Consider the following 24,632-nt stretch of genomic DNA (forward strand, 5'->3'; position numbering starts at 1 on the left):
CATCTTCAGCTTGCGGGTTTTTCCCAGCGGTATTGCGCCAGCTCCGGGTTCAACGGGGTGCGCGCAAACACGTTAGCGAAGTTGCACAGGGTTGCCAGGCTCACGCCCAAAATAACTTCCAGCGCCTGGCCCTGGGTATAACCGGCGGCCAGGAACGCATCAAAACCGGCATCGCTGACATCGCCACGGCTGGCGATCACTTCGCGGGTAAACGCAGCCAGGGTTTCATAGCGGGCATTGGGCAGCTCACCGCGTTGACGCAGGGCGTCGATGACTTCTTCCGGCAATTTGGCTTTGTTGCGTGCCACGGCAGTATGCCCGGCCACACAGAAATCGCAGCCGTGGGTGGTGGCTGCAATCAACTGCACCACTTCGCGATCGGCCAGGCTGAGTTCGGCCTTGGCGTTCAGCCCGGACACGGTGATATAGGTCTCCAGCGCCGCCGGAGCGTTGGCCAGTACCGCCAGCAGGTTGGGGATGAAACCCGAGCCTTTCAGCGCGTTTTCCAGCAAGGGCTTGGCCGCGTCCGGCGCGGTTTCAGGGGTAAGCAGGGGTACACGGGACATGGAGTGGTCTCCTGATGGGTTCGTGTATCCAGTCTGTTGGTTATAAGAAATCGTCTCAATAGGCTAAAGTAGCGATTACTTGCTCTTGAGTCTTTCCATTAGATGAATTCGTCCAGTGCACTTGTCGATTGGTTATTAGACAGCCTCGAACTCGACACCAGCCTGTTCCATGTGGGCCGCTACTGCGGCGACTGGCATGCGAGCACCCACGGCCTGGCGAGCGCCAGTTTCCACCTGATTGTGCAGGGTCAGTGCTGGCTGCATATCGAGGGCGACGCCACGCCGCATCGGCTGGATAACGGCGACGCGGTGTTCCTGTTGCGCGACCTGGAATATCGGCTGTCCGGTGAGCCCACCGCCGCCGGCGCCCAGGAATGCCCCCGTGTACCGATGGAGCCCCTGGACAGCGCCGCCAGCGATGGCGTCGGCCTGGTCTGCGGGTTCTTTCACTTCCAGTCCGGCCTGTCGGCGATGATCGTCGACACCCTGCCCGCCTGGATCATCCTGCGCGCAGGCGACCCTTCGTTGACCGCCGCGCGCAACCTGTTCGACCTGATCCTGCAAGAGTGCGAGCGCGTGCCTGCGCCCTCCTCTGCCTTGCTTGAGCGGCTGTGCCACCTGTTGTTCCTGTATGTCCTGCGCCAACAAGTGCTGGACAACCGTGAACTCGGCGGCCTGGCGGCGCTGGCCCGGCAACCGGCGTTCGCCAACCTGCTGGAGCAGTTGATCGCCCAGCCCGCCGAGGCCTGGACCCTGGAAAGCATGGCCGCGTGCACCGGGTTGTCGCGCTCGGCGTTTTTCAAGCGTTTCAATGAACTGTGCGGGCAGTCGCCAGGGCAAGTGCTGCTGATGATGCGCATGCGCCATGCCTGCCAACTGTTCAAGCAGGACCAGACGGTAGCGGACGTCTCGCTGGCCGTGGGGTATCAGTCGGTGGCAGCGTTCACCCGGGCGTTTCACAAGGTCACCGGGCAACAGCCTGGGGCGTATCGCAAGGCCCAGGCCTAGCGCTGCAAACCGGTGTCGGGCCGGGCGCAGAGTTCGACCAGCCAGTCCACGAACACCCGCACACGCTGGGACAGTTGACGGTGCGGCGGATACAGCGCCGACAGGGCCATTTTCGGCACCGCCAGGCTGGGCAATACCTGCACCAGGGTGCCCTCGGCCAATTGGCGCATCGCATGGTAACCGGGTGCCTGGATCAAGCCGAACCCGGCTTCACAGGCCGCGAAGTAGCCATCGGAACTGTTCACCGCCAAGCCTTTTGACAGGTTGACCGTGCGCAATTGGCCGTCGACCTCAAACTCCAGGCCAAAGCGTTTGCCCGTGACGCTGGAGACATACTCGACCATCTGATGGTTGGCCAGGTCCTGCAACGACGCAGGCATCCCTCTGCGCGCCAGATACCCCGGGCTCGCCAACGTCAATTGATCCATCATCGCCAGAGGCCGTGCCACCAGCGACTCATCCAGGGCCAAACCACCACGCAGCACGCAATCCACGCCTTCACGGATCAAGTCCACCGGACGGTCGTTCAGGCTAATCTCCAGTTCGATCTGGGGGTAGCGGGCGGTGAATGCCGGCAATGCAGGGATCACGATCAAGCGCCCTATTCCTGACGGCATGTCTACGCACAGGGTGCCGCGTGGATTCTGGCGCCGGGTGGAAAACACCGCCTCGGTTTCCTCAAGGTCCGACAGCAACTGTACACAGCGTTGGTAGTACGCCGCGCCATCCAGCGTCGGGCTGACTTGCCGCGTGGTGCGCTGCAACAGTTGCACGCCCAGGTGCGCCTCCAATTGCTTGATCAACACCGTCACCGAGGCGCGGGGCAATTGCAGGCTGTCGGCGGCCTTGGCAAAGCCGCGCAATTCGACGATCCGGGTGAACACGCGCATCGCGTTGAAACGGTCCAAGGGGCGGCTCCTTGCGCTGATTATTCAGATATTACGAATAGTGTTAGTGCTTTTAGCCGGTTTATCCCGGTTTTGTCGAGCGTGACAATGCAGGCCTTCCCACCCAAGGAGCACACCCCATGCATACCCGCACACTCGGCACCCACGGCCCACTCGTCTCAGCCATCGGCCTCGGCTGCATGGGCATGAGCGATTTCTACACCCCCGGCAGCGACACCCGCGAAGCCACGGCAACCCTGCACCGCGCGTTGGAGTTGGGCATCAACCTCCTCGACACCGCCGATATCTATGGTCCGCACACCAACGAAGCACTGATCGGCAAGGCCATCGTCGGCAAGCGCGACCAGGTGTTCCTGGCCAGCAAGTTCGGCATCGTGCGTGACCCGGCCAACCCCGCCGTGCGGGGTGTGAACGGCCGCCCTGAATACATCCGCAAGGCCATCGACGGCACGCTGCAACGACTTGGCGTAGAAACCCTCGACCTGTATTACCAACACCGTATCGACCCGGAGGTCGCCATCGAAGAGACCGTCGGCGCCATGGCCGAGCTGGTGCAACAGGGCAAGGTGCGTTACCTGGGGCTGAGCGAAGCCTCCGCCGCCACCCTGGAGCGCGCCCACAAGGTGCACCCGATCAGCGCCCTGCAAAGCGAATACTCGCTGTGGAGCCGCGACCAGGAACACAACGGCTGCCTCGCTGCCTGCCAGCGCCTGGGCATCGCCTTTGTGCCCTACAGCCCGCTGGGCCGTGGCTTTCTGACCGGCGCGCTGCAAAGCCCGGACGACTTCGGCGCCGATGACTACCGCCGCTTCAGCCCACGCTTCCAGGGCGAGAACTTCGGCAAGAACCTAGAACTGGTGAAAAACGTGCAGGCACTGGCCGCCGACAAGGGTATCAGCGCCGGGCAACTGGCGTTGGCGTGGGTGCTGGCGCAGGGTGATTTCATCATCCCGATTCCCGGCACCAAGCAGCGCAAATACCTGGAGGAGAATGTCGCCGCGCTGTCGGTCAGCCTCAGCCCGGGCGAACTGGCGGCGCTGGAGGCCATCTTCCCTGCCGAGGCGCCCGCCGGCTTGCGCTACCCCGAGGCCGTCATGGCTATGCTGGATATCTGAATAAATACCGCGTCGGTCACCGGCGCGGTATTTTCTTGCACCATCGTACCTAAAGCTCTGTCCTGCCAAGCCGATAGCCCTACGAAGCTCTAACAAAGCCGCGTCGACAATAAACGCTTCGTAAGGACGACCCCATGCCCCCACTGCGCTCCATCCAAGCCCGCTATACCCTGTTCCTGGTGCTGTTCGTCCTGGTGTTATTTGTGTTGACCGTGGTGGGTATCGGCCAGTTGGTCGCACCCAAGCTACAGCACACCGAAGAGCAGGTGGTGCTCAACCGTGTCGCCGAGGTCGCCGAGCAGATCCAGGGCGAACTCAACAAGGTCCAGTCCCAGCAACGCAGCATCACCCAGACCATTCCATTGCTCGACAGCGATGCCATCGACAAAGTCCTGCCGGGCCTGGTCGACCAGTATGGCGAGTTGAAAGTCTTCGGCGGCGGCATCTGGCCGCTGCCCAACCAGCGCACCCCGGGGCGCAACAAGCACAGCACGTTCTGGCACCGCGATGCATCGGGCAAGCTGACCGTGAACACCTTCTGGAACAGCGACCCGGCGCCCAACTATTACGACCAGAGTTGGTACAAGGGCGGCCTCGCTTCGCCACGCGGTCAATGTGCCTGGGCCGCCGCCTACAAGGACGACGCCAGCCAGGAGCCGCGCACCAACTGCGCCATGGCAATCCAGCGCGACGGCGTGCCTTATGGCGTCGCCACCATCGACGTGACCCTGGGCTTCTTCAATGATCTGGTGGCCAGCAAAGAGAGCGACATCGGCGGGCAAATGCTGATCGTTGAAGGCGACGGCAAGATCATCAGCAACAGCTCGCGCATCAGCGGCCCGGTGGTGTTGAAAAACATCAGCGAACTCACCGGCACCTCCGCGTTTGCCGCCCAGGTCAGCAAAGCCCTGGCCCATCGCGACCAGGCCCTGCAACGCAATGAGTTCGACAACCAGGGCGTGGCCAGCACCTTCTACATGCGCCCTATCGAAGGCACCCCGTGGTTCCTAGCCACCGCCCTGCCCACCTCGCTGATCACCGCCCAGCGCAATGACGTGCTCGGCAGCCTGGCGCTGTTGCAGATCCCCATGGTGTTGTTGCTGGTGCTGCTCGCGGTATATGCGATCCGCCAACTGGTGCAGCGCATGAAGTCGCTGAAAACCAATATCGACGCACTCTCCGCCGGCGACGCCGACCTCACGCGACGCATCACCATCCGTGCCGAAGACGAACTGGGCGCCATCGGCCATTCGGTTAACCGCTTTATCGTCTACCTGCAAAACATGATCGGCGAAGTGACCCAGGCCACCGGCGCCATGTCGTCGAGCCTGGCGCAGTTGCAACAGACCTCGGCGCACACCAACCAGATCCTGGTGCGGCATGCGTCGGAGACCGACCAGACGGTGACCGCCATTACCGAAATGAGCTCCACCGCCGACACCGTGGCGCAAAACGCCGCCGAAACCGCCGCGTTCACCCAGCGCGCCAACGAGCATGCCGATCGTTCCCGCGTGGTGGTCGGTGAGGCGTCCAACAGTGTCAGCGCGTTGATCGGCGAAGTCTCCAGCGCTACCCACAGCGTAGAGAACATGCGCCAGGACGCTGCACGCATCACCGAAACCCTCGGCGTGATCGGCGCGATTGCCGGGCAGACCAACCTGCTTGCCCTCAACGCCGCCATCGAAGCGGCGCGGGCTGGCGAGCAAGGCCGTGGGTTTGCGGTGGTTGCCGATGAAGTGCGCGCGCTCGCCGCACGCACCCAGGCCAGTACCTCGCAGATCAACGACATGCTCACGCGCCTGACCGCGGGCGTGAGTTCCTCGGTGGCAGCGATGGAAAACACCCAGGCCAGTTGCCAGTCGGCGGCGGACGCCACGGCGCGGGTGAATACCGGGCTGGATGAAATGGCCGGCTCCGTCAGCCATATCAACAACCTCAGCACCCAGATCGCCACGGCCGCCGAACAGCAAAGCGCGGTGACCGAGGAGATCAACCGCAGCATGGTGCAGATCCGACAAATGGTCGAAGAGCTGGTACAGAGCGGCCACGCCACCGAAAACAATACCCAGAGCCTGCTCGAGGCGAATGGGCGGGTGATTACCCTGATGAGTCGTTTCAAGGTGTGCTGATAAACGGCTGAAACACTCCCGTGCAATGTGCGGGAGTGGGACTATTCTGACAGTTCGAAGACGCACAGGAGGTGTGCCATGCGCGCAGCCGAGCAGTCGGTCCGCTTGGAACGGATCAGTCAGGAACGCTTTATCCAGGCTCCCATCGATGCCGTTTATGACTATGTGACCCAGCCGGATCGCTGGCACGAATGGCACCCCACGTCCCTCGGTGCCGATACCGGCACTACCGGCTCACTCCCCGCCGGCGCCCGCTTCACCGAAATGATCGACCTGCTGGGTGTACGCGTGCCCATGAGCTACCGCGTGCAGATCGCCCGGCGCCCCGGCGAGTTCAAGACCGTGTTCACGTCCCTGGCCGTGGATGGTTCGATTCACTACTTCCTCATGCCCCACCAGGGCGGCACGCTGTTCAAGCGGGTACTGACCTATGAAACCGAACTGCAACTTGCCACCTTGCATAAACGCATGATCGAACTGTCGGCGCTTGCCCTGGACCAGCTCAAGCACAGGCTGGAAAATCCACCGCTCGTATAATCTTGAAACATTCTCGCCCTGTGGACACTGGCTTGCCTGCGATGACGTCGTCATGATCGCCGCCATCCCACCTGCACGCGAGATCCTATGAAAATCCCATTGCGCCTGGCCCTGCTGTCGACCCTGTTCACCGCCACCCTGGCCCAGGCCGCCGACCTGATCCCCATCGACGTGCACCGCGACGCCAACTGCGGCTGCTGCAAAAAATGGATCAGCCACCTGGAAAGCAACGGCTTCAAGGTCAATGACCACATCGAAGCCGACATGAGTGCCGTCAAGCAACGCCTGGGCGTAGCGCCGCGCCTGGGCTCGTGCCACACCGCCGTGATCGACGGCAAATTCGTCGAGGGCCACGTCCCCGCCGAACAGGTGCTGGCCCTGCGCAAGCGCGACGACCTGCTGGGAATCGCCGCGCCGGGCATGCCCATGGGCTCGCCCGGCATGGAAGTGGAAGGCCGCAGCCAGGCCTATCAGGTCATCGGCCTGACCCGTGAGGGTAAAGATGTCGTCGTGGCTGAATACCCGGCGCAATGATCGCGGGCTACCTGGGGTTATTCTTCGCGGCGTTTGGCGCCGCGACCTTGCTGCCCCTGCAATCGGAAGCCGTGCTGGTCGGCCTGCTGCTCAGCGGGCATTACAGCCTATGGCTGTTGCTGGGCATCGCCACCCTGGGCAATGTGCTCGGTTCGGTGGTGAACTGGTGGCTGGGGCGCTGGGTGGAGCACTTCAAGGGGCGGCGCTGGTTTCCGGTCAGCGACCAGCAACTGGATAAAGCCCGCCAGCATTACCAGCGCTGGGGCCATTGGACACTGTTGCTCAGTTGGGTGCCGATCCTTGGCGACCCGCTGACGCTGGTAGCCGGAGTGATGCGCGAGCCATTGTGGCGATTTCTGTTGCTGGTGACCCTGGCCAAAGGCCTGCGTTATGGCGTGCTGGCCGCCGTGACTTTGCAATGGGTTTAATCGCTGCTTAATCCTTGGGCAACAGCATCCGAACCACCTTTCCAGGAGCCCTTCCCATGCCTCTGTTCCGCGCTTTTTGCATCGCCGGCCTGATCACGGCCACCGCCGCGCCGGTGTTTGCCGCCACCTACGGTCCTGAACTGCAAGGCTTCGACTACCCCTATCCGCTCAAGCATTTCGAGTTTCAATCCCAAGGCGAGTCGCTGCAAATGGGCTACATGGACGTGCCGGCCAATGGCAAGCCCAACGGTCGCAGCGTGGTGCTGATGCACGGCAAGAACTTCTGCGGCGCGACGTGGGAAAGTTCGATCAAGGCCCTGAGCGACGCCGGCTACCGCGTGATCGCGCCGGACCAGATAGGCTTCTGCAGCTCCAGCAAACCCGATCACTATCAATACAGCTTCCAGCAACTGGCTCTCAATACCCACCAACTGCTGGAAAAGCTCGGTATTCAGAAGGCTACCCTTGTCGGCCATTCCACCGGCGGCATGCTTGCCACGCGCTACGCGCTGATGTACCCCGGGCAAACCGAACAGTTGGCGCTGGTCAATCCGATCGGCCTGGAAGACTGGAAAGCGCTGGGGGTGCCCTCGCTCAGCGTCGACCAATGGTATGCCCGTGAGCTGAATGTCAGTGCCGAGGGCATCCGCAAGTACCAACTCAACACTTATTACGTCGGGCGCTGGAAGCCGGAGTACGAGCGCTGGGTAGACATGTACGCCGGCCTCAGCAACGGCCCCGGGCATACGCGGGTCGCATGGAACTCGGCGCTGATTTACGACATGATCTTCACCCAGCCGGTGTACTACGAGTTCAAGGACCTGAAGATGCCGACGCTGCTGCTGATTGGCACGTCCGACAACACCGCCATCGGCAAAGACGTCGCGCCGCCAGCCGTCAAAGCCAAGCTCGGCAACTACGCCGTGCTTGGCAAGCAGGCAGCCAAGCTGATCCCCCATGCCACCCTGGTGGAATTCCCAGGCCTGGGGCATGCGCCGCAAATGGAAGAGCCGGCCCGGTTTCACGCAGCACTGTTGCAGGGGCTGAACGCCCTTTAATCCAACCTTTTTCGAGGCACTCGTTGAATGTCGGTACAGATCGCAGTCATTGATGATTGGCAGGACGTGGCCAGAGGCGTGGTGGATTGGTCAGTCCTTGAGGCGGTGGGCCAGGTGCATTTCCTGCACGACTACCCGGCGGATACCGCCACGATGATCGAGCGTTTGCAGGGGTTCGAGGTGATTTGCGTGATGCGCGAACGCTCCACCTTCGACAAGGCGCTGCTGCAAGGCCTGCCCCGGCTCAAATTGCTGGTGACCGGCGGCATGCGCAACGCCGCCATCGACATTCCCGCCGCCAAGGCCCTGGGCATTCAGGTCTGCGGCACCGACAGCTATAAACACGCCGCGCCGGAACTGACCTGGGCATTGATCATGGCTTCCACCCGCAACCTGGTGGCCGAAGCAAATTCGCTGCGTGCCGGCCATTGGCAGGTGGGCCTCGGCGGCGACCTGCACGGCAAGACCTTGGGGATTCTCGGCCTGGGCAGCATTGGCCAGAAGGTCGCGCAGTTTGCCCAGGTGTTCGGCATGCGCGTGATTGCCTGGAGTGAAAACCTCACGCCGGAACGTGCCGCCGAGTCCGGCGTGACCTGGGTCAGCAAGCAAGCGCTGTTTGAACAGTCGGACATCCTTACCGTTCATCTGGTACTCAGCGACCGTAGCCGTGGGCTGGTGGATGCCCAGGCGCTGGGCTGGATGAAACCCGGCGCGCGCCTGGTCAACACTGCACGCGGGCCGATTGTGGATGAGCAGGCACTGGTGCAGGCCCTGGAAAGCGGCCGCCTGGCCGGGGCGGCACTGGATGTGTATGCCGAGGAGCCATTGCCGGCGGATCACCCGTTGCGCACGTTGCCAAATGTGCTGGCCACCCCGCACGTGGGCTACGTGAGCGAGCAGAATTACCGGCAGTTCTATTCACAGATGATCGAAGACATTCAAGCCTGGACGAACGGCACGCCCATTCGCGTGCTGGGCTGACGCACCGTTTCTGTGCGTTCGCACTCTTATAGCGAACCGCCTTGCTGTGGCGAGCGGGCTTGTTGTGGCGAGCGGGCTTGCCCCGCGTTGGAGCGCGAAGCGCTCCCCAATGCTCCATAGCTCAACGCAGGGCAAGCCTGCTCGCCACAGAGCACCTGGCATATGGTTACAATTTTTTTGTCCTACAAAATATTCCCAGAAAGCCTACAGGCTCTGGGATCTGTCCTAGACTCATGACCGATGGGTCCGTTCCAAAACAAAAACCCCGCAAAAAATCTAAACTTTTCAACTCGGCCATTGGTCAAGTTTTAAGGTACGACGAGCACACACGGTTCCAGCCCGATGCCCGTCCATCCAATCTATATCTGCCAACCGTGCAACTGGCATAAGCCTTGCCAGATCTGTACAGCGCTTGTGCGCGTGGCCGCAGGATGCGGTCGACGGAGTTAATGGCAGCCGGCCATTAGCCGACCAACACGTGGAGAGAATTATGATCAGTGCCGCTGCAAGTATTCAGGGAGAGCGTGTTAGTCAGAGCGTTGGCGGGGTCGCCGCGTTGGCTGACCTCACCACAGTGCGGCCGGTTCCGAGCCACAACCCCAACCGTAAGAAAGTCCTGTTTGTGACCTCCGAGTTCGCCGACCTGGTGAAAACCGGTGGCCTGGGCGACGTCTCCGCCGCCCTGCCCCGCGCCATGGCCCACCTGCACGATGTGCGGGTGCTGATCCCCGGTTATCCGCAGGTGATGGAAAGCGACAACCCGATCCATATCATCGGTGAGCTGGGCGGCCACGCGGCGCTGCCGCCGTGCAAGATCGGGCGCATGGACCTCAAGGATGGCCTGGTCATCTATGTACTGATCTGCCCCGAGCTCTACGAGCGCGAAGGCACGCCCTACGGCGCCAACAACGGCCGCGACTGGCCGGACAACCATATTCGTTTCGCCCGCCTGGGCCTGGCCGCCGCCGACATGGCCGCCAACCTGGCACAGATCCACTGGTGCCCGGACCTGGTGCACGCCCACGACTGGCCCGCCGGCCTGGCCCCGGCGTACATGCACTGGCGTGGGTCACGCACGCCGACATTGTTCACCATCCATAATCTGGCCTATCAAGGCGTGATCAGCCTGGCGTCGACGCCAGAGCTGGGCATTCCACCTCACGCTTTGCAGCAGGAGGGCATGGAGTTCTACGGCAAGATGTCGTTCCTCAAGGCCGGCATGGCGTATTCCAGTCATATCACCACGGTGAGCGCCACCTATGCCCGGGAAATCACGACGCCCGAGTTCGGCTGCGGCCTCGATGGCTTTTTGGCCAGCAAGACCCAGCAAGGTTTGCTCAGCGGTATTCCCAACGGCATTGAAGACAGCTGGGAAACCTCCACCGACCCGCACTTGACGCACAACTTCAACATCGGCGACTGGGAAGGCAAAGCCGTGAATGCCGCACAGGTGCGCAACCTGTTCGGCCTGCATGACTCGACCGGCCCGCTGTTCGCCGTGGTCTCGCGCCTGGTATTCCAGAAAGGCCTGGACCTCACCGAAGCGGTGGCCAGTTTCATCGTCGAGCAAGGTGGGCAAATTGCGATCATCGGTCGCGGCGAACCGGAAGAAGAAAACGCCATGCGCGAACTGGCGCTGCGCTTTCCCGGCCAGATCGGTGTGCGCATCGGCTTCAACGAGACCGATGCCCGCCGCATGTTCGCCGGCAGCGATTTTCTGCTGATGCCTTCGCGCTACGAGCCCTGCGGCCTGAGCCAGATGTACGCCCAGCGCTTCGGCTCGCTGCCCGTCGCCCGCAACACCGGCGGCCTGGCCGACACCATCGAAAACGGTGTGACCGGCTTTCTGTTCAATGAATCCACGGTCGACAGCTACAAAGAAGCCTTGAACCGCGCGTTCAAAGTGTTTGCCTTCCCTGGCCTGCTCAATGCCATGCGCAGCCGAGCGATGACCCAACCGTTCAACTGGAGCCAGGCGGTGGAACCCTACGCCGAGCTGTACGAGCGACTGGTGGCTAAAGCACTGGGGAAATCCGCTAAATAATCATCGGGAGGTCTCTATAGATGCCGTTAAGGACTCTGGAAACCTGGCCCCACGGCGCAATCATGCTGGACGCGCAACACACGCGTTTCGCCTTGTGGGCGCCAGACGCGTTTTATGTCAGCGTTGAATTGGAACACGGCAAGTCTGTTGCCATGCTGCCCCAGGCAGATGGCTGGTTTGAAACCGAAATAGCGTGCCCGGCGGGCACGCGCTACCGCTTCAATATCGATGGGCAAATGGATGTACCCGACCCGGCCTCCCGGGCCCAGGCTGCGGATGTGCACGGTTGGAGCGTGGTGGTCGATTCCCTTGCCTATCACTGGCGCCACAGCACTTGGCAAGGCCGCCCCTGGCACGAGGCCGTCATCTATGAACTGCATGTCGGCGCCATGGGGGGTTATGCCGGCATCGAACAACATCTGCCACGCCTGGCCGAGCTGGGTGTTACCGCGATTGAATTGATGCCGTTGGCGCAATTCCCCGGTGATCGCAATTGGGGCTATGACGGGGTCCTGCCCTACGCGCCCCAAGCCTCCTACGGCACGCCCGAACAGCTCAAGCACCTGATCGACAGCGCCCACGAGCACGGCCTGGCGGTGATCCTCGACGTGGTCTACAACCACTTCGGGCCGGACGGCAACTACCTGGGTCAGTATGCCAAGGGCTTCTTCCAGGAAGACGTGCACACGCCCTGGGGCGCCGGGATCGATTTCAACCGGCGCGAGGTGCGCGACTTTTTCCTGGATAACGCCTTGATGTGGTTGCTCGAATACCGCTTCGACGGCCTGCGCCTGGACGCCGTCCACGCCATCGACAACCCGGACTTCCTCAAGGAACTGGCGCACCGGGTGCGCGAGCAGGTGGATTCCGGCCGGCACGTCTGGCTGATGCTGGAAAACGAACTCAACCAGGCCAGTCTCCTGCAGCAGGATTTCGACGCGCAATGGAACGATGACTTCCATAACGTCCTGCATGTGCTGCTGACCGGCGAAACCGACGCGTATTACAGCGACTTCGCCGAAGAGCCCACGGCCAAACTGGCGCGCTGCCTGGGCGAAGGGTTTATCTACCAGGGCCACACCACCCGGCATGGCCATGAGCGTGGCGAACCCAGCGGGCATCTGCCGCCGAGCGCGTTCGTGGCCTTCCTGCAGAACCACGATCAGATTGGCAACCGTGCCCTGGGCGAGCGGCTGCATCAACTCTGCTCGCCGCAGGCATTGAAGGCGGCGACCGCCCTGCTGTTGCTCTCCCCGATGATCCCGTTGATGTTCATGGGCGACGAATCGAACGCCCGCGAGCCGTTCCTGTTTTTCACCGATCACCATGGCGAACTGGCAGAAGCCGTGCGCGAAGGCCGTCGCAATGAGTTCAAGGATTTCGCCGCGTTCCAGGACCCGGAGCGACGCGAACGCATCCCCGACCCGAATGCCCTGACGACCTTTTTGCAGACCACGCCAAGCTTTCACGAGAACGAACACACCGAGCTCTACCGCCAACTGCTGAGCCTGCGCCACGGCCACATCGTGCCGCACTTGCCCGGCAGCGTGGCCCTGGGCGCCGAGGTGCTGGCCGAAGGCGCCGTCAGCGCTCGTTGGCGCCTGGGCAATGGCAGCCTGTTGCAGATCGACCTCAACCTGAGCGCCAACCCGCTGGATCAGCCAGCGACGGCGCCTGTGCTGTTTGAAACGCCTGCCAACGCCGGCGCGCACCTGCCGCCGTATAGCGCACGCGTCACCCTATCCCCTGTTGGAGAGCACCCTTGAGCGAAGCGAACCTGGAAATCCTCGCCAGCCGAGCGGGCCTGGCCGTCGATTGGATCGACGCAAACGGCCGCCCGCAACGTGTCAAACCCGACGCCCTGCGCGCCGTCCTCAAAGGCCTGGGCCACCCCGCCGATACCGATGCCGAAGTCAACGCCAGCCTGCGGGCACTGGAACAGGTGCAACAAGACAAACACCTGCCGCCCCTGCTGACCATCGACAGCGGCGCAGGCCTGGACCTGGCCCGCTACTTCGAACCGGACACCCTCTGCCGGATCTGCCTGGAAGACGGTGAAACCCTGGAGCTGCGCCTGGATGGCGACGCTGTCCTGCCCGGCGTCATCGCCCTCGGCTACCACCAGGTGCACATTGCCGACCAGACCTTCACCCTGGCCGTCGCGCCCACCCATTGCTACAGCGTGGCCGAAGCGGTCGACAGCCGACCTGCCCGCGCCTGGGGCCTCAGCGCGCAACTGTATAGCTTGCGCCGCCTGGGCGATGGCGGCTTCGGCGACACCCTGGCCCTGGAACACCTGGCCCGCTCAGCGGCCGAGCGTGGCGCCGATGCTCTGGCGATCAGCCCGATGCACGCGATGTTCAGCGCCGACACCGCGCGCTACAGCCCGTACTCTCCCTCCAGCCGCTTGTTCCTCAACAGCCTGTATGCCTCGCCGGGTTGCATCCTGGGCGAGCGCGAAGTGCGCAACGCCATCGAAGCCAGCGGCCTGGCGGATGAACTGCACGACCTGGAGCAACACAGCCTGATCGACTGGCCCACCGCCGCGAACGCCAAACAGCGCCTGCTGCGTGCGTTGTACGAAGACTTCCGCCACGGCCACCACCCGCAACACGCCGACTTCCAGAGTTTCCGCCAGGCCGGCGGTGAGGCCCTGGAAAACCACTGCCGCTTCGAAGCCGTGCAAACCGCCCGCGCCGCCGCCGGTGAAGACCTCGACTGGCGCCATTGGCCAGAAGACTGGCGCACCCCACAGAGCCCGGCATTGGCCCTGTTCGCCGAAGACCACCGTGAAGAGATCGGCTACTTCGCGTTCTGCCAATGGCTGATCGCCCGTTGCCTGGAGCGCGCACAACAAGCCGCACGCGGCAGCGGCATGGGCGTCGGCCTGATTGCCGACCTGGCAGTGGGCGCCGACGGGGGTGGCAGCCAGGCCTGGAGCCGCCAGGATGAATTGCTCGCCGACCTGACCGTGGGCGCGCCACCCGACATTCTCAACCGCGCCGGCCAGGGCTGGGGCATTTCCGCGTTCTCCCCCGAAGGCCTCAAGCGCCACGGCTTTCGCGCCTTTATCGAAATGCTGCGCGCCAACTTCGCCCACGCCGGCGGCTTGCGCATCGACCACGTGATGGGCCTGCAACGCCTGTGGGTGATGCCCGTGGACGCCTCGCCGCGTGACGGCGCCTACCTGTATTACCCGGTGGACGACCTGCTGCGCCTGCTGGCCCTGGAATCCCACCGCCACCGGGCCATCGTGCTCGGTGAAGACCTGGGCACCGTGCCGGACGGCCTGCGCGAAAAGCTCATCGCCCGCTCGATCCTGGGCATGCGCGTGTTGCTGTTCGAACAGAACCACGAAGGCCAGTTCAAGCCGATCCTCGACTGGCCGGACAACGCCCTGGCCACCACCAGCACCCACGACCTGCCGACCCTCAACGGTTGGTGGCACAGCCGCGATATCGAGTGGAACATCCAGCTGGGTCTGATCGATGCGCCGACCGTGGAGCAATGGAGCGAGCACCGCCTGCGCGAACGCCAGGCACTGCGCCAGGCCTTGAGCCAGGATCCGCAGAACTTCGTCGAAGAGATCCGCAATGAAACCGACCACATGATCGACGCCAGCGTGCGCTACCTCGGCCACACCCGCGCACCACTGGTGTTGCTGCCGCTGGAGGACGCCCTCGGCGTTGAGGAACAAGCCAACCTGCCCGGCACTACCGATACCCACCCCAACTGGCGCCGCCGCCTGCCGGGCGAGGCGTCCAGCCTGCTCGACAATGCCGGCGCCGCCCGCCGCCTCGAACTGTTGGCCGTCGCGCGCAACCAAGCCTATGAGCGTGACCGATGAAAGCCCTGCCCCTGCGCGCCACCCAGCGCCTGCAATTCCATAAAGGTTTCACCCTCGATGACGCGGTGCCACTGGTGCCGTATTTCGCCCGTTTGGGCATCAGCCACCTGTATGCCTCGCCGCTGCTGAGTGCACGCGCCGGTTCCATGCACGGCTACGACGTGGTCGACCCCACCACGGTCAACCCGGAACTCGGCGGCGAGCCGGCCCTGCGGCGCCTGGTCGCTGCGCTGCGTGAACACGACATGGGGTTGATCCTCGATATCGTCTCCAACCATATGGCCGTCGGCGGGGCCGACAACCCCTGGTGGCTGGACCTGTTGGAGTGGGGCCGCCTGAGCCCCTACAGCGAGTTCTTCGACATCCAGTGGCATTCGCCCGACCCCTTGCTCAAAGGCCAATTGCTGATGCCGTTCCTCGGCAGCGACTACGGCGAAGCCCTGCAGGCCGGCACCCTGACCCTGCACTTCGATGCCGACCACGGCGCGTTCCATGTCGAGCATTACGAACACCGTTTCCCCATCTGCCCCAAGGATTACGCGGCGATCCTGGGCACCGATGAACGGCTCCACCCCCTGGCCGAGCGCTTCAGCGCCCTCGCCCACCAGGACGACGCTTACCACGCGGCCGCGTCGCTCAAGCAAGCGCTGGCCGAGCGCGCCACCGACGTGCTGCCGGCGATCGAACAGCGCTTGAAGGCTTTCGACGGCCGCCAGCCCGAGGGTTTCAAGCGCCTGCATCAGTTGCTGGAACAACAGGCCTATCGCCTGGCCAGTTGGCGCACCGCGGCGGACGATATCAACTGGCGGCGCTTCTTCGACGTCAACGAACTCGGTGGCCTGCGCGTCGAGCGCAGCGCTGTGTTCGAGGCCACCCATGGCAAGATCTTCGAACTGATCAGCGAAGGCCTGGTGGATGGCCTGCGCATCGACCACATCGACGGCCTGGCCGACCCGCGCGGTTACTGCCGCAAGCTGCGCCGTCGGGTGGACTCGCTGTCACCCGAACGGCACTTGCCGATCTTCGTGGAGAAGATCCTCGGCGAAGGCGAAACCCTGCGCGACGACTGGCAGGTGGACGGCACCACCGGCTACGAGTTCATGAACCAGTTGTCGCTGCTGCAACATCACCCGGACGGCTTCGCGCCATTGGCCGCGTTGTGGACCCGTCACAGCGAGCGGCCTGCTGCGTTTATCGAAGAAGCGCAATTGGCCCGCCAGCAGATCCTCAACGGCTCCCTCGGCGGCGACTTTGAAAGCGTGGCCCAGGCCCTGCTGCAAGTGGCCCGCGACGATGTGATGACCCGCGACCTGACCCTCGGCGCCATCCGCCGGGCCTTGCAGGAACTGATCGTGCACTTCCCGGTGTACCGCACCTATATCAGCGCCCGTGGCCGCAGCGCCGCCGACGACAGGCTGTTCCAACAGGCCATGGATGGCGCCCGCACCACCCTGGGCGAAGGTGACTGGCCGGTGCTCGACCACCTGGCCAACTGGCTGGGCGGCCAGCCGTGGCGCAATCGCCCGGTGGGCCGTGAACGCAAGATCCTCAAGCATGCCTGCGTGCGCTTCCAGCAACTGACGTCGCCCGCCGCCGCCAAGGCCGTGGAAGACACCGCGTTCTATCGCTCGGCGGTATTGCTGTCGCGCAACGACGTGGGCTTCAGCACCGAACAATTCAGCGCCCCCTTGGCCGACTTCCATGGGGTCAACCAGCAACGCCTGCAGAGCTTCCCTGACAACCTGCTGGCCACCGCCACCCATGACCACAAGCGCGGCGAAGATACCCGCGCGCGCCTGGCCGTGCTGAGCGAGTGCGCGGCGTGGTACGCCGAGCAGGTCGAGCAGTGGCGCGCCCTCGCCGCGCCACTTAAGACGGATGCAAGCACGCCTTCAGCGGGCGATGAATTGATCCTCTACCAGGTACTGCTGGGCAGTTGGCCCCTGGACCAGACCGATGACTTCGAGGGCTATCGGCAGCGCCTGTGGCAATGGCAACAGAAAGCCCTGCGCGAAGCCAAATTGCAAAGCAGCTGGAGCGCGCCCAACGAAGCCTATGAACAAGGCGTCGAAGCCTTCCTGGCGCGGCTGTTGCTCAGCGATGAAGGCCAGGTGTTGCGCACTGCCATCGGCGCGGCGGCCCAGGCCATCGCGCCGGCCGGTGCGCTCAATGGCCTGGCGCAATCCTTGCTTCGCATGACGGTGCCGGGTGTACCGGACCTGTACCAGGGCGCCGAGTTCTGGGACTTCAGCCTGGTGGACCCGGACAACCGCAGGCCGGTGGATTTCAACGCCCGGCAACAGGCGCTGGATACCCCACCGGACATCGGCGAACTGTTGTTCAACTGGCGCGACGGGCGTATCAAACAGGCATTGATTGCCCAGGTGCTGGGCTTGCGCAAGGCCTGTCCCGAGCTGTTCCGCAAAGGAACCTACACACCGCTGCAAGTGCTTGGCAAACACGCCGAACGGGTGGTCGCGTTCGCGCGCGAGCACCAGGGCAACTACCTGCTGGTGGTGGTGCCAAGATGGCCGCATGACCTGCTTGAAAACGGTGTGCATCCCAAGATCAATGCGCAGGTTTGGGGCGACACACGTGTGAAATTACCGTTCGCCGCGACAAACAAAAACTGGAAGGGACTTTTTCATACAGGCGCAGTCACACCAGACAAGGAGCTGTTGATCAGCACTGCCCTGGGGGATTTCCCGGTCAATGTCCTTATCAATCCTGATGATCAAGAAAGCTGAAAATTTTCTGTTGAGGAGCATTGCGATGAGTACTGACGAAAAACGCATAAAAGAGTTGGCGCACCAGATCTGGGAGTCCGAAGGCAAGCCCCATGGGCAAGACGCGCGGCATTGGGAGATGGCGCGCAAACTGGCCGAAGCCGAAGCGCTGACGCCGAGCAAACCCAAGGCGGCCGCCAAGCCCAAGCCAGCCACCAAAGCCAAGCCTGCGCCCAGCAAGCCGGCGCCACCGGCGGCTAAAAAACCTCCCGCGCCGAAGAAACCCAAGCCTTGATACCCCCCTCTTGCCGGCACGGTCGGCAAGAGGTGATTCCACCTTCCAGATTTTCAGCTGAAATTTCATCGGCACGGCCGCGTTCGGCCTGAAAAACATCTTTGCAGGAGCAAGTTTTCAATGAGCAAACCCGATAAAACCCCACCGACGCCGGGCAATGAACCGTCGCGGATCCGTGAAGGTTTGCCCTTCCCGCTGGGCGCGACCTGGGATGGCCTGGGCGTCAACTTCGCCCTGTTCTCGGCCAACGCAACCAAGGTCGAACTGTGCCTGTTCGATGATTCCGGCGAGGTCGAGCTGGAACGTATCGAACTCCCCGAGTACACCGACGAGACCTTCCACGGCTATCTGCCCGACGCCCACCCCGGGCTGATCTACGGCTACCGCGTGTACGGTGCTTACGACCCGGCCAACGGCCACCGTTTCAACCACAACAAATTGCTGATCGACCCCTACGCCAAGCAGTTGGTGGGCGAGCTCAAGTGGTCGGAGGCGCTGTTCGGCTACACCATCGGCCACCCGGACGACGACCTCAGCTTCGACGAGCGCGACAGCGCACCCTTCGTGCCCAAATGCAAGGTGATCGACCCGGCGCACACCTGGGGCAACGACCAACCGGTACGCGTGCCGTGGGACCGTACGATCATCTACGAGACCCATCTTCGCGGTATCAGCATGCGTCACCCTTCCGTAGCCGATGAAGTACGCGGTACCTGCGCCGGGCTGATGGAAGACGACGTGCTAAAGCACATCCGCCAACTGGGCGTGTCGTCGGTGGAGCTGCTGCCGGTGCATGCCTTCGTCAATGACCAGCACCTGCTGCAAAAAGGCATGACCAACTACTGGGGGTACAACAGCATCGCGTTTTTTGCCCCCGACCCGCGCTACCTGGCCAGCGGCAAGATTGCCGAGTTCAAGGAGATGGTCGCGCACCTGCATGAACAGAAGCTCGAAGTGATCCTCGACGTGGTCTACAACCACACCGCCGAAGGCAACGAGCGCGGCCCGACGCTGTCCATGCGCGGCATCGACAACGCTTCGTACTACCGCCTGATGCCGGACGACAAGCGCTTCTACATCAACGACTCCGGCACGGGTAACACCCTGGATCTGAGCCACCCGTGCGTATTGCAGATGGTCACCGACTCGTTGCGTTATTGGGCGACCGAGATGCACGTCGACGGCTTCCGCTTCGACCTGGCGACCATTCTTGGCCGCTACCGCGAGGGTTTCGACGAGCGTCACAGCTTCCTCGTGGCTTGCCGCCAGGACCCGGTGCTGCGCCAGTTGAAAATGATCGCCGAGCCCTGGGACTGCGGCCCCGGTGGCTATCAAGTGGGCAATTTCCCGCCGGGCTGGGTGGAATGGAACGACCGTTTCCGCGACACCGTGCGTGCATTCTGGAAAGGCGATGACGGCCAGCTGGCCGACTTCGCGGCCCGCATGACCGCCTCCGGCGAAATGTTCAACCACCGTGGGCGCCGTCCCTACAGCTCGGTGAACTTCATCACCGCGCATGATGGTTTCACGCTGCACGACCTGGTGTCGTACAACGACAAGCACAACGAAGCCAACGATGAAAACAACCAGGATGGCAGCAACAACAACCTGTCCTGGAACCACGGCGTCGAAGGCCCGACCGACGACCCGCAAATCAACGCCCTGAGGCTGCGCCAGATGCGCAACTTCTTCGCCACATTGCTCCTGTCCCAAGGCACGCCGATGCTGGTGGCTGGCGATGAGTTTGCGCGCACCCAGCACGGCAACAACAACGCTTACTGCCAGGACAGTGAGATCGGTTGGATCAACTGGGACCTGGACGAAGATGGCAAGGCGCTGCTCAAGTTTGTGAAGCGCCTGATCAAGCTGCGCCTGGCCTACCCGATCCTGCGTCGTGGTCGCTTCCTGGTGGGCGACTACAACGAAGACATCGGCGTGAAGGACGTCACCTGGCTGGCGCCGGATGGCAACGAGATGACCACCGAGCAGTGGCAGGACAGCAACGGTCGCTGCCTGGGCATGTTGATGGATGGTCGCGCCCAGGAAACCGGGATTCGCCGTCCCGGCGCCGACGCTACCTTGCTGCTGGTGGTCAATGCCCATCACGACATGGTCAACTTCCGCTTGCCGCCGGTGCCCGAAGGTGAGTTCTGGACGTGCATGCTCGACACCAACGAGCCCGCCGTACGCGGTCAGGAACGCTTTGAGTTCGATCACGAGTACGCCGTGACCGGGCGCTCGCTGTTGTTGTTCGAGTTGCAGCGCGAAGACGAGGTGTGAGATGGCTCTGCATGGATTCCTTCAAGGCTTCCGGGGCTATGCGGACACGCAAGCCCTGGGCGACGCCCTGAAGGCCCTTCAGGAAGAAGGCCTGGACCAACTGCCGCTGCCCGGCGGCGGTCAGACCCTGGCGCGGTTCAGTCGCCTGGCGCAGGTGGCGGGTCATGACCTGCGCCTGTGCAAGCTGTTCGAAGGCCACACCGATGCCCTGGCAATCATTGCCGAGCTCAACTCCCCACTGCCGCCCCTGGGCAGCACGTGGGGCATGTGGGCCGCCGAGCCGCCAACGGCGAAGGTGCGCGTGCGCCAGGAGGGCCATCGCCTGCGGGTGCAAGGCCGCAAGGCCTGGTGCTCCGGCGCGGCGGTGGTAAGCCATGGGTTGTTGACCGCCTGGGACGAAGACGATCGCCAGCAGTTGGTGGCCGTGCACATGGATCAACCCGGCATTGTGGTCACGGATGAGGGGTGGAACGCGGTGGGTATGGCGGCCACCGGCAGTGTGGAAGTCGTGTTCGACGGGGCCTGGGGATTGGCGGTGGGCGGACCGGGGGATTACCTCGCCCGCCCAGGCTTCTGGCAAGGCGGTATCGGTATCGCCGCCTGCTGGTACGGCGCCGCGCAACGCCTGGCCGAGGTCTTGCGCGCGCAGTGCAGTAAACGCCCGGAACCCCACGCCCTGGCTCATCTGGGCGCCGTCGACAGCGCACTGAACAGCGCCGCCTGTGTGCTGCGTGCCAGCGCGGCACAGATCGACCTTGAGCCCAAGGCTGACGCCCGGCAATTGGCCCAGCAGACGCGGGCCTGTATCGAAAACACGGTCGAGCAGGTCATACGCCATGTCGGGCGCGCCGTCGGCGCCGGTCCTTACTGCAAGGACCCGCACTTTGCCCAGTTGATGGCGGACCTGCCGGTGTATGTACGCCAGAGTCATGCCGAACGCGACTTGGCCGGGCTCGGAGAGCTGGTGGCCGGTGAACCCACAGGGAGGTGGCAGTTATGAGACCCAATCCGATCGTTGGCCAGGGCACGCCGCTGCATCACTGGCAGGCCTCGCCGAAAATGGCCGATTTGCCGTCGATCAGCGTCGAGCAGTTGGTACCCGCCGGCCACCGTGCGGTGATCATCGCACCACATCCGGATGATGAAATCCTCGGCTGCGGCGGCCTGATGCAGGGCCTGGCGGCACTGGGTCGGCCGATCCAGCTGATCTCAGTCACCGATGGCAGCGCCAGCCACCCCGGTTCACAGCGTTGGCCGGTGGAACGTCTGAGCGTAGTGCGCCCGCAGGAATCGGCACAGGCCCTGCACCGCCTGGGGTTGCCGCTGCACAGCCTGAAATGGCTGCGCGCCGGTTTTACCGACAGCCAGGTGGCGGCGCGGGAACAGGAACTCGTAGGGTTTATCCAGCGCTACCTCAAACCCACCGACGTAGTGTTTACCACCTGGCGCGAAGACGGCCATTGCGACCATGAGGCCGTCGGGCGTGCCAGCGCCCAGGCCTGCACGGCGGTCGGCGCTACCCTGTATGAGCTGCCGGTGTGGACCTGGCACTGGGCAACGCCCGAAGACAGCGGGGTGCCCTGGCACCGTGCACGCAAGATTCCGCTGACCTGTGAAGCCGTTGCCCGCAAACGGCATGCCATCCACGCCTTCGCCAGCCAACTGGAAGGCGACCCGCAGATCGGCCTCGCGCCGGTGCTGGCGCCCTATGTGGTGGAGCGTCTGCTGCAACCCTTTGAAGTGGTATTTGTATGAGTGTGGCCACGCCTTACTTCGACCAACTGTTCGCCGACAGCGATGATCCCTGGGCCTTTCGCCAGCGCTGGTATGAGCGGCGCAAACGTGCGCTGACCCTGGCGATACTCACGCGGCCCCGCTACGCCTCGGTGTTCGAACCCGGCTGCGCCAATGGTGAGCTGAGTTTCGAACTGGCACCGCGCTGCGATCGCCTGCTGTGCTGCGACACCGCCGCGGCCGCCGTGGCCCTGGCGCGCACTCGCTTGCTGGGGTTCCCCCAGGCCCAGGTGCAGCAGTGCCGCTTGCCCGAACAGTGGCCGGCGGGCCAGTTCGAGCTGATCGTATTGAGCGAGTGGTGCTACTACCTCGACGCCGATGACCTGCGCCAACTGATCGATCGCGTCCGCACCGCGCTGACCGCCGACGGCCAGCTGCTGGCCTGTCACTGGCGCGCGCCTATCGACGGTTGCCCGCAAACCGCGGAACAGGTACACGCCCTGCTCCAGGAACGCCTGGACATGCCTCGCGTCGCCAGCCACCACGAACCTGATTTCCTGCTCGACCTCTGGAGCCGCGACGGCACCTCGGTCGCCACCCTTGAGGGCCTGCGATGATCGGCATTCTGATCCCGGTACATAACGAAGAAGCGCTGCTCGGCGACTGCCTGGAAGCCGCGTTGATCGCCGCCCGCCATCCTGGGTTGCTCGGCGAAACCGTGACTATCCTGGTGGTGCTCGACAGCTGCAGCGATGCCAGCGCCGCCATTGCCCAGGCCTACCCGGTGCAGTGCCTGGAAGCCCAGGCGCGCAACGTGGGGCATGTGCGTGGCGTGGGTGCGCGGCATTTGCTCAATCAGGGCGCACGCTGGATCTCCTGCACCGATGCCGACAGCCGGGTAGCCCCCGACTGGTTGGTGGCCCAATTGGCGCTGGAGGTGGACGCCGTGTGCGGCACCGTCACGGTCGATGCGTGGAGCGAGGGTTTCGACCCCGTCGCGCAGATTCGCTACCACCAGGGCTACGAGGCCCGCGACGGTCATCGGCATATACACGGGGCCAACCTGGGAGTGAGCGCCGGTGCGTACGTGCGCGCCGGTGGTTTCGAGCCGTTGGCGTGCCATGAGGATGTGCAATTGGTGCGCAACCTGGAACTATGCGGCGCCTCCATCGCCTGGAGCCACGGCCCGCAGGTGATTACCAGTGCGCGCCTGGACGCCCGTGCACAAGGGGGATTCGGCGATTACTTGAAGAGCCTGATGCACGCCACCTGAAAAAACGCAGTTACCGAATGTGAAACCGAGCAATCCTTGTCTATGCTGAGAACGCCTTGCTGGCATTCCAGGGTTGGGATGCCACGCAGCCACTGCGGCGGAGCCTGTGGTGGAAACAAGAGAGTCGTCCCGTCAACGGGGCACGACCCCGCATCAACCGACAAGGATGTGACACCCCATGAAGCTTGCTTCCTTAAGCGATGGCCGCCGCGGCCCCGCGCAAGTCTGGAACAGCGCCCCGCAACTGGCGCTGATCCCCCCCGTTACGCCCTCCTCATTAGTGCCGCCTGGCGCACGCGTGGTGATCATCGCGCCTCATCCCGGCGATGAAGTGCTGGCCTGCGGCGGCTTGCTGCAATTGCTCAGCACGCTGGAACACCCGCTGCAACTGATCTCCATCACCGACGGCAGCGCCAGCCATCCTGGGTCCAACGTGTGGCCGGCGAGCCGCTTGAGCGTGGTCCGCCCCCAGGAAAGCGCTGAAGCCCTGCGCCGCCTGGGCATGCCGCTGCACAGCCTGAAATGGATTCGCGGTGGTTTCTGCGACAACGCCCTCGCCGCCCGCGAGCCGCAACTGAGCCAATTCATTGCGCGTTACCTGCAGCCCGGCGACGTGGTGTTCAGCACCTGGCGCAACGACGGCAATGACGACCATGACGCGGTCGGTCGTGCCAGTGCCAAGGCGTGCAGCCTGGTGGGCGCGCAGTTGCACGAACTGCCGATCTGGGCGTGGCACTGGCCTGCTCGCGAAGGCGCGCTCATTCCCTGGCAACGCGCGCGCAAAGTACGCCTGGACACCTGGACCGTGGCGCGCAAACTCCACGCCGCCCATGCCTATGCCAGCCAGTTGGCCGGTGACCCGCAGATCGGCTTGCCGCCCATACTGGCCCAGGTGCTGCTGGAACGAATGCGTGAACCTTATGAAATCGTGCTGTCCTGACACCCAACTCGTTCATACCTGTTAATTCTGACAGTGGCGGCCTGGCGAATCGCTGGCTAGGGTGGAAAAAGCGCTGCACCACGTCAGGTGCAGTCGAGAAAGCCATGCCAACCCTTTGCATTGGCCGGTGTTTTCAGAATCAGGTAACCCGCTGTCCCTGCTCCGTATCGCGCATCACGTTGTCATGGTCTGGCCCGCGCCTGCCTTTGCAGGCGCCGGGGCAACTATC

The 24,632-nt window shown here is 63.5% G+C and carries 21 protein-coding genes; 19 read left to right on the forward strand and 2 right to left on the reverse strand.

Going from position 1 to position 24,632, the window contains the following annotated elements:
• Positions 1 to 5: 5 nt before the first annotated feature.
• Positions 6 to 566 (reverse strand): carboxymuconolactone decarboxylase family protein, encoded by a 561-nt coding sequence (locus BMX59_RS09275; protein WP_093121121.1) that lies wholly within the window; start codon positions 564 to 566, stop codon positions 6 to 8.
• A 102-nt stretch (positions 567 to 668) separates the two neighbouring features.
• Here BMX59_RS09275 and BMX59_RS09280 point away from each other — a divergent pair, with 102 nt between their 5' ends.
• Entirely contained in the window at positions 669 to 1,574 is a 906-nt protein-coding gene (locus BMX59_RS09280) for an AraC family transcriptional regulator (protein ID WP_092243870.1), read from the forward strand.
• On the opposite strand, the gene BMX59_RS09285 is transcribed toward BMX59_RS09280, so the two are convergent.
• Positions 1,571 to 2,482, reverse strand: coding sequence for a LysR family transcriptional regulator (locus BMX59_RS09285; RefSeq protein WP_093121122.1), 912 nt, complete (start codon positions 2,480 to 2,482; stop codon positions 1,571 to 1,573). The two genes, BMX59_RS09280 and BMX59_RS09285, sit on opposite strands and share 4 nt — an antisense overlap.
• 119 nt (positions 2,483 to 2,601) lie before the next feature.
• Between BMX59_RS09285 and BMX59_RS09290 the strand changes: the two genes are divergently transcribed.
• The 18 genes from BMX59_RS09290 (at position 2,602) to BMX59_RS09375 (ending at position 24,403) form a co-directional block, all read left to right on the forward strand.
• Positions 2,602 to 3,597, forward strand: coding sequence for an aldo/keto reductase (locus tag BMX59_RS09290; RefSeq protein ID WP_071488175.1), 996 nt, complete (start codon positions 2,602 to 2,604; stop codon positions 3,595 to 3,597).
• Positions 3,598 to 3,731: 134 nt separating this feature from the next.
• Positions 3,732 to 5,726: a methyl-accepting chemotaxis protein gene (locus tag BMX59_RS09295; RefSeq protein ID WP_092243875.1), complete on the forward strand. Its 1,995-nt coding sequence runs from the start codon at positions 3,732 to 3,734 to the stop codon at positions 5,724 to 5,726.
• A 78-nt stretch (positions 5,727 to 5,804) separates the two neighbouring features.
• Positions 5,805 to 6,263 carry an SRPBCC family protein gene (locus BMX59_RS09300; protein WP_071488173.1) on the forward strand — a complete coding sequence of 153 codons (459 nt, stop codon included), beginning with the start codon at positions 5,805 to 5,807 and terminating at the stop codon, positions 6,261 to 6,263.
• A gap of 87 nt (positions 6,264 to 6,350) precedes the next feature.
• Positions 6,351 to 6,797 carry a DUF411 domain-containing protein gene (locus BMX59_RS09305; protein WP_093121123.1) on the forward strand — a complete coding sequence of 149 codons (447 nt, stop codon included), beginning with the start codon at positions 6,351 to 6,353 and terminating at the stop codon, positions 6,795 to 6,797.
• The gene (locus tag BMX59_RS09310) at positions 6,794 to 7,225 is read left to right on the forward strand and encodes a YqaA family protein (protein ID WP_093121124.1); all 432 of its coding nucleotides are present in this window, start codon (positions 6,794 to 6,796) and stop codon (positions 7,223 to 7,225) included. The genes BMX59_RS09305 and BMX59_RS09310 overlap by 4 nt, the downstream gene beginning before the upstream one ends.
• 56 nt (positions 7,226 to 7,281) lie before the next feature.
• Entirely contained in the window at positions 7,282 to 8,283 is a 1,002-nt protein-coding gene (locus BMX59_RS09315) for an alpha/beta fold hydrolase (RefSeq protein WP_093121125.1), read from the forward strand.
• Between the two features lie 27 nt (positions 8,284 to 8,310).
• Positions 8,311 to 9,264, forward strand: a complete 954-nt coding sequence (locus BMX59_RS09320; protein ID WP_092243888.1) for a D-2-hydroxyacid dehydrogenase family protein — start codon at positions 8,311 to 8,313, stop codon at positions 9,262 to 9,264.
• Positions 9,265 to 9,754: 490 nt separating this feature from the next.
• Positions 9,755 to 11,308: a glycogen synthase GlgA gene (gene glgA, locus BMX59_RS09325; protein ID WP_092243891.1), complete on the forward strand. Its 1,554-nt coding sequence runs from the start codon at positions 9,755 to 9,757 to the stop codon at positions 11,306 to 11,308.
• Positions 11,309 to 11,328: 20 nt separating this feature from the next.
• The gene (gene treZ, locus BMX59_RS09330; protein ID WP_093121126.1) at positions 11,329 to 13,074 is read left to right on the forward strand and encodes a malto-oligosyltrehalose trehalohydrolase; all 1,746 of its coding nucleotides are present in this window, start codon (positions 11,329 to 11,331) and stop codon (positions 13,072 to 13,074) included.
• Positions 13,071 to 15,155 carry a 4-alpha-glucanotransferase gene (gene malQ / locus BMX59_RS09335; protein ID WP_093121127.1) on the forward strand — a complete coding sequence of 695 codons (2,085 nt, stop codon included), beginning with the start codon at positions 13,071 to 13,073 and terminating at the stop codon, positions 15,153 to 15,155. Before treZ ends, malQ begins: the two co-directional genes overlap by 4 nt.
• On the forward strand, positions 15,152 to 17,902 hold the full coding sequence (locus BMX59_RS09340; RefSeq protein ID WP_093121128.1) for a malto-oligosyltrehalose synthase: 2,751 nt from the start codon (positions 15,152 to 15,154) through the stop codon (positions 17,900 to 17,902). Before malQ ends, BMX59_RS09340 begins: the two co-directional genes overlap by 4 nt.
• A 25-nt stretch (positions 17,903 to 17,927) precedes the next feature.
• Entirely contained in the window at positions 17,928 to 18,176 is a 249-nt protein-coding gene (locus tag BMX59_RS09345; RefSeq protein WP_093121129.1) for a DUF2934 domain-containing protein, read from the forward strand.
• A 120-nt stretch (positions 18,177 to 18,296) separates the two neighbouring features.
• Complete coding sequence (glgX, locus tag BMX59_RS09350) at positions 18,297 to 20,456, forward strand: glycogen debranching protein GlgX (RefSeq protein ID WP_071488163.1); 2,160 nt, start codon at positions 18,297 to 18,299, stop codon at positions 20,454 to 20,456.
• Position 20,457: 1 nt separating this feature from the next.
• Positions 20,458 to 21,456 carry an acyl-CoA dehydrogenase family protein gene (locus tag BMX59_RS09355; protein ID WP_093121130.1) on the forward strand — a complete coding sequence of 333 codons (999 nt, stop codon included), beginning with the start codon at positions 20,458 to 20,460 and terminating at the stop codon, positions 21,454 to 21,456.
• Positions 21,453 to 22,211: a PIG-L deacetylase family protein gene (locus tag BMX59_RS09360; RefSeq protein WP_093121131.1), complete on the forward strand. Its 759-nt coding sequence runs from the start codon at positions 21,453 to 21,455 to the stop codon at positions 22,209 to 22,211. The genes BMX59_RS09355 and BMX59_RS09360 overlap by 4 nt, the downstream gene beginning before the upstream one ends.
• Complete coding sequence (locus BMX59_RS09365) at positions 22,208 to 22,807, forward strand: SAM-dependent methyltransferase (RefSeq protein ID WP_071488160.1); 600 nt, start codon at positions 22,208 to 22,210, stop codon at positions 22,805 to 22,807. The genes BMX59_RS09360 and BMX59_RS09365 overlap by 4 nt, the downstream gene beginning before the upstream one ends.
• Positions 22,804 to 23,463: a glycosyltransferase family 2 protein gene (locus BMX59_RS09370; RefSeq protein ID WP_093121132.1), complete on the forward strand. Its 660-nt coding sequence runs from the start codon at positions 22,804 to 22,806 to the stop codon at positions 23,461 to 23,463. The genes BMX59_RS09365 and BMX59_RS09370 overlap by 4 nt, the downstream gene beginning before the upstream one ends.
• A gap of 178 nt (positions 23,464 to 23,641) precedes the next feature.
• Positions 23,642 to 24,403, forward strand: coding sequence for a PIG-L deacetylase family protein (locus BMX59_RS09375; RefSeq protein ID WP_093121133.1), 762 nt, complete (start codon positions 23,642 to 23,644; stop codon positions 24,401 to 24,403).
• Positions 24,404 to 24,632 lie beyond the last annotated feature (229 nt).

This window comes from Pseudomonas sp. NFR09, assembly GCF_900111535.1.
Classification (GTDB): Bacteria; Pseudomonadota; Gammaproteobacteria; order Pseudomonadales; family Pseudomonadaceae; genus Aquipseudomonas; species Aquipseudomonas extremorientalis.